Origin of the sequence: Sulfurihydrogenibium sp., assembly GCF_028276765.1 — a bacterium.
Lineage (GTDB): Bacteria > Aquificota > Aquificia > Aquificales > Hydrogenothermaceae > Sulfurihydrogenibium.
In genome coordinates, this window is the sequence record NZ_JAPYVU010000072.1 from 1 (window position 1) to 6241 (window position 6241).

General features: G+C 29.9%; 6 protein-coding genes. All 6 read left to right on the forward strand.

What is annotated here, in order from left to right; all coding sequences use genetic code 11:
* The first annotated feature begins 122 nt into the window (after nucleotides 1-122).
* The 6 genes from cas10 to csx2 are packed head-to-tail and all read left to right on the forward strand — an operon-like array spanning nucleotide 123 to nucleotide 6145.
* Nucleotides 123-1709, forward strand: a complete 1587-nt coding sequence (gene cas10 / locus Q0929_RS08615; RefSeq protein WP_299239963.1) for a type III-A CRISPR-associated protein Cas10/Csm1 — start codon at nucleotides 123-125, stop codon at nucleotides 1707-1709.
* On the forward strand, nucleotides 1702-2262 hold the full coding sequence (gene csm2, locus Q0929_RS08620; RefSeq protein ID WP_299239948.1) for a type III-A CRISPR-associated protein Csm2: 561 nt from the start codon (nucleotides 1702-1704) through the stop codon (nucleotides 2260-2262). Before cas10 ends, csm2 begins: the two co-directional genes overlap by 8 nt.
* A 1-nt stretch (nucleotide 2263) precedes the next feature.
* The gene (gene csm3 / locus Q0929_RS08625) at nucleotides 2264-3010 is read left to right on the forward strand and encodes a type III-A CRISPR-associated RAMP protein Csm3 (RefSeq protein WP_299239951.1); all 747 of its coding nucleotides are present in this window, start codon (nucleotides 2264-2266) and stop codon (nucleotides 3008-3010) included.
* Nucleotides 3011-3012: 2 nt separating this feature from the next.
* Entirely contained in the window at nucleotides 3013-3939 is a 927-nt protein-coding gene (csm4, locus tag Q0929_RS08630; protein ID WP_299239954.1) for a type III-A CRISPR-associated RAMP protein Csm4, read from the forward strand.
* A complete protein-coding gene (gene csm5, locus Q0929_RS08635) occupies nucleotides 3932-4966 on the forward strand; it encodes a type III-A CRISPR-associated RAMP protein Csm5 (RefSeq protein ID WP_299239957.1) in 1035 nt (344 codons plus the stop codon). The genes csm4 and csm5 overlap by 8 nt, the downstream gene beginning before the upstream one ends.
* A gap of 15 nt (nucleotides 4967-4981) precedes the next feature.
* Nucleotides 4982-6145: a TIGR02221 family CRISPR-associated protein gene (gene csx2 / locus Q0929_RS08640; RefSeq protein WP_299239960.1), complete on the forward strand. Its 1164-nt coding sequence runs from the start codon at nucleotides 4982-4984 to the stop codon at nucleotides 6143-6145.
* Nucleotides 6146-6241 lie beyond the last annotated feature (96 nt).

Sequence of the window (6241 nt, forward strand, 5' to 3'; positions counted from 1 at the left end):
ATTTCAATCTTATAAGTAGATGGAGAAAGGTTAAGACTTTTGTTGCTTATCTATATGCATATGCTATTGGTTATAGCTTTTTTAGAAAAAGTAAACTATGGAGGTAATTTCTCACCCGACGTATATTAAAAGAATTTAAAAATAAACTTTCAGAATATCTACATAGAGAGTTTCATTTAGACTTGTCGATTGTGAGCGGGCAAACAGAGTTAAGCCAGGAGCATTTAAAAGGAGACAAGTTAAGAGAAGCAATAACAAATTTACAAATCAGCATTGATGAAGATAAAAAAAGAAAATCAAAAAAATTGCTTACCAAAGACTTTGAAGATGGGTTTCATGTATGTAAATCTTGCAAATCTTTACCAAGAAAAGAAAAAGAAGACATTTGCAAATGGTGTAATACTTTTAATGAGTTAGGAGCAAAATTAGCAAGACACGAAAAGCTTTTCATAATCTATCAATTTGAAAATACAAACGGTAAACCAGACTTAGACTTTGGAGAATTTGGAAAAGTATATCTATTCAATAAACCAGAGCCGGAAATAATGACAAAAGCAAAAGAAATACTAAATCTAAACTCAACAAAATTAGCAGAAGAAGGATACACTAACGGATTTAAATTTATAGCAAACATAGTGCCAACCTTAACATACGAGGTAAGAGATTATCTCTTAAAATATGCAGATTTAGAAGAGAAAGACAAGAAAGAATTAAAAGAGCTGCCTGAAAACTCAATCTTACCATTAAACTACATTGCAGAATTTGCAAAAGGAGATAAAAAGCTTGCAGTTTTAAGAGCAGACGTAGACAATCTTGGGCTGATATTTAGCGATGGATTAAGAAGATATACAATATCAAGAATAGCAACGCTGAGCAGAATGTTAGACCTGTTCTTTACAGGATATATATCAATTTTAATAAATAAAGTTTCTGAAGATTACATGCAGAAGGAACTTGGAAATACAAGTCTAAAAACAGATTTAATTTACACTGTTTATGCAGGTGGAGATGATTTATTTTTAATAGGACCATACAATCTAATCTTAGACTTTGTAGTAGAACTAAGGAGGAAATTTTATAAATACACAGCTAACAATACAGACTTTGGAATATCCGGTGGTATACCAATAGTAGGGTCTAAAGTAAGCCTTGAATATATGGCAAAAATATCAGAGGAAATGGAAAGTATATCTAAAAGTGCAATCTTTACTACAAAAAATAAACAAAACTACCTAAAAGATGCAATAACCATATTTGAAAAAAGCTTTAAATACTCTTCAGAGTTAAAAGGATATAACACATACAACCAAAGAATATTTAGCAATGAAGAGCTATCAAAACATTATAAAAAAACACCATATGACAACTATGTAAATTTTGAAACAATCCTAAGCATAGCAGATAAAATAGCTGAGCATATGGTAAGAAAAGATATATCAAGAGCGTTAGCTTACAGATTATTAAGCTTGCATAGAGTTTATGTTTCAGAAGATGGAAAGATAGACCCGGTTATTTATCCGAAAATCTTTTATCAAATAGGTAGAAATGTGAAAGATGAAAAAGTCAGAAATTCGCTTGAAGAGTGGTTATTAAGAAAGGGCTATAGTTATGGTGAAGATTCTATATCGAAAGAAAATTTAATTAGAAATTTAGACGTAATTCTATCCATTGCATTAATGAAAACAAGAGGAGGAAAAAAAGATGGCTGATGTAAAAAGCGGTTTAGATGTAAGCAAGGAATTGAAAGAAATTTTATATGTAAAAGAAGATGGCAAAGAAAGAAAAGTTGAGAAAAAAGATTGTAAAGCTCAAAAAAATCAAATTAACCAACATTACGAAAATCTTATTAAGAAAGTAAATCAAGACATAAAAAATGGGATATTAAACATAGATTTAGAAGCCTATCTACAACCAGAGGGAGTTTGTGAAGTTATTGCATATGCTGTTGGCTGTAGAGGTAAATTAAAAAGAAGTCAGCTTAGAAAATTTTTCAACGAAATAAAAACCATAGAATATGACTTAAAATCAGGGGAAGATGTTAAGAAAATACAAATAAGGATTTTAGCACTTATTCCAAAACTCGCTTACAGCAAAGGAAGAGAACTAATAGATGAAGAATTTTACGAATTTATGAAGGCTATTCTCATGAAAGTAAAAGAAGATATGAATAAAGAAAATCCTCAAGAAGTATTTGAAGTTTTTGTAAAAATTTTAGAGTCAATTGTAGCATACCATACATACCACTTCCCGAAGGAGGCATAATATGAGCAAAGCATTAAAAGGAATTATTAAAATAGAGTGCAAGATTAGAGTACTAACAGGCTTACACATTGGAGGGTCAAAAGAAAACGTAGAAATAGGCGGAATAGATAATATTGTTATCAAAGTTCCGGTCTTAAAGCTTGACGAAGCTATAGAAAGGGATGTTCCGTATATACCGGGCTCGTCAATCAAAGGAAAAATGAGGGCATTGCTTGAATGGGTAGAAAAACCAGAAGGCTCAATGCAAGTTATAGCTTTGGAGAACAAAGGTGAACCTTGTAATTGTGGAAGATGTAGAGTTTGCAAGCTCTTTGGAGCTCACAAAAACGCTAAAACAGAAGAACCTGTAAGATTAAGAGTAGAAGATTTTTATCCAACAGAAAAAACAATTGATATGTGGAAAAAATTTTTAGATGGTGATTTTGTAGAAGTAAAAGTAGAAAACACAATAGATAGAATCAAAGGAACAGCATTACACCCAAGACATCAAGAAAGAGTTATACCATTTTCAGAATTCACAGGATTTATTAAAATAAGAGTTCATGAAGGAGATAGAAAAGAATTATTCGACACTATAATTAGAGGCATCCAGCTATTAGAAGATGATTATCTTGGTGGTAGCGGTTCAAGGGGATATGGAAAGGTTAAATTTATCAAAGAAAAAATCTTATGGACAGACTATAGAAAACAACCTTTCGAAGAAAAAACAGTAGATGAAAATGAAATAGCTAATATTTACGGAGCATAAAAATGCTTAAAGCATACAAAATTACCTATCTTTCGCCAACTTCGCCAGTAAGAAGTTTTACAATTTTTGGTGCTATATGTTGGAGTTATAAGCTGATACATGGAGAAAAAAAGTTAAAAGAGTTTTTAAGTGAGTTTAAAGAAAATCAAAAATTTTTGATATCATCAGCATTTCCATATGTAAAAGATAAATTTTTATTTCCAAAGCCAATTTTACCCATAAAGGGAGATAGCGCAGATTTTAAAGTGAAAATCCAAAGAAAGGATTACAAAAAAGCAAGATTTATAACCTTAGAAGTATTAAAAGAAGTAATAGATGGAAACATAAGATACGAAGAAGACTTTGTAAAGTTTAAATCAAGCTCAGGCATAATACAAAGTGAAAATGACGACCTAAAAATAGAACAAAAACGACATACACAAGTAAGAAATATGATAAACAGAATAACCAACGCATCAGAAAACCTGTTTTCAATAGAATCAGATTTTAAAGTATACGATGAATACTTTTTAGTATATTTCATAGATACAGGCTTTGAAAATGAGTTCCAAAGATTAATAAAACTTGCAGAAGAGATAGGATTTGGTGGCAAAAAAAGCATCGGATGGGGAAGGGTAGAGATTAACAATTTAGACCCTGAACCTTTAAAAGAATTAATAGACTTAAATGCAGATAAATTTATAACCCTATCTCCAATCATACCAACGGAAAGAATAAATCCAGGAGAGAGTTATTACGATATAGAGACATTTAAAAGCTACACAGAAAACACCTTTGAAGAAGAAAAATTAAAGAAAAAAGTTTTATACATCAAAGAAGGGTCAGTTTTAAGAAAGAAAGACACGATAATGTCAGGACAATTAAAAGAAGTTGAAAATGGAATATATCAATACGGATTAGAATTTCCGATAGGAGTGAAGTATGTATAACTACAGGTTAAAAACATTGACACCTATACACATAGGAAATGGAAATAAGCTATCTAACAACTTTGATTATTTTATAAAAGGTACACAGATAAATGTAATCTCATTTGATAGGTATATATCCAATCTATCTGAAGATGAAATTTCAAAATTAGAAAGTTATATTGAAACTCTTGAAAAAGGAAATAGTATTTTTGATCTAATCAGAAAACCAAAATATGAAGAAATTAAATATTCAGTTATTCTTAATACGCAAACTCCAAATCCAAAAGTTAGAGAAATTGCTGAGCATATAAAAACAGTACTTAACGAAAAAGGAGAATATGGAGCATACATACCAGGTTCAACTGTAAAGGGATTTATTAGGCTTGCAATTTTCTACAAAATACTAAAAGAAAATGCTGATTTGGTAAACTGTGATGAAGATATAAAAAGAACAGAAGATAGAATACTCTCTGTCGAACTTCAAAAACAAACTCTTAAATTAATGACATATTTTAAAGTAGCAGACTCAGAGCCAATTAGCACAAAAAATTTAGAAGTGAGAAACGTTATTATAACAAATAACAAAATTTCAGAATTTGCAGAAGTAATAAAGAAAGATACGGAAATAAAAATAAGCATAGAAGACAAAGAGTTCCAAGAAAAATTAGGTAAGTTGGGCCTAAAAAGCAAGTATTTAGAAACGATAAAAAATTGGAAAGAAGCATGCTATGAATTTTCAAAATCAATAATAGAATATGAAAAAGAATTTTTTAAGAAGAAGGGATTAGTTAAACTGCAAAATTTCTATAAGGACTTAGAAGACAAAAACAGCCCGAAAGCTCCACTTCTTAGAATAGGAAAATACAAAGGAAAAATAAGCCAAACCTTAGTGCTTTTATATGAAGCAAATAAGGAAAAATACGGCTGTCTTTTTGAGGACAAGAAGGGAAAAAATAACAAGAATATTAATCCATTAACAAAAACACGAAGAATTACAGAAGATAGCTTGCCGCTTGGTTGGGTTAAGTTGGAAGAATTAAATTAATGGCAGGGGGTTAAAATGAGTAATGAAAAGCAAAAAAGACTTCTGATTACTTTTTTTGGAAAAGGAAGAAACTACCAAAAAACTACTTATTATCTTGAAGACAAAGAAGAAACTACTGAGTACATAGCCTATGCATTGTATAAATTTTTAAACCCTGATAAAGTTCTAATATTTACAACACAGCAAGCAATAAATGAGAGTAGAGATTATAAAGAAAAATTAGAAGAGATGATAGGAAAGGATAAAACTGAAACAGTACTTGTTCCTTCCGGAAAAGACCAAAAAGAGCAAGAAGATATTTTTAAAAAAGTTTTAGAAGAAGTAGAGAAGTACAATAAAGAATGGGAAATTTACGTAGATATTACTCACGCTTTTAGGTCAATTCCACTTGTATTTTTTATCTCATTATTTTATTTAAAGAACTTTTACAACATTAAGACAAGCAAAATATTTTATGGTGCTTATGAACAGAGAGATGAAAATAACAGAAGTCCTGTTATTGAGCTTACATTCTTACTTGACATAATTGATTGGTTTAATAGTGTTAACATGTTTGTTAAAAGATACGAAGCCAATGAATTAGCTCACAAATTAAAATTAATGGTTAACAATGAAAAATTCCTTAAATTAGACCCAGAACAAAAAAATAATTTGATTAATTTGTCCGAAGGCTTAAGAAAATTTTCAGGAGAGTATTTAAACGTCAGAGCAGTTCAATTTGAAAGGCTATTGGTGGATTTGAAAGATAAGCTATCAAAATCAAAACCAATTATAAATGAAAATTTGCCAATCTTATCTCCACTAATAGATAAAGTACAAACAGAAATAGAAAATCTTCAAACACCTGAACCAGATACATTAAATATGGATACGCTAAGATATCGTATAAAATTAATCTATGCTTATCTTAGAAGAAATTTAGCTTTACAAGCAATTTTACTGCTTAGAGAAGTTTTTGTTGATTACTTGATTTTAAAAGTAGGAGATGCAGGCAAATGGCTGGATTATGATTACAGGGAAAAGATTTCTGACACATTTAATAAACCAGATGGGAATAATGCAGATAAAAATATTGCTGAAAAAATAAAATCTTTACAAAAACGAAATTCAGAACTTAGAAAAATATGGTTAGATATAAAATATTTCAGAAATACGTCGGGTGAGAAATTACCTCCATAGTTTACTTTTTCTAAAAAAGCTATAACCAATAGCATATGCATATAGATAAGCAACAAAAGTCTTAACCTTTCTCCATCTACTTATAAGATTGAAATT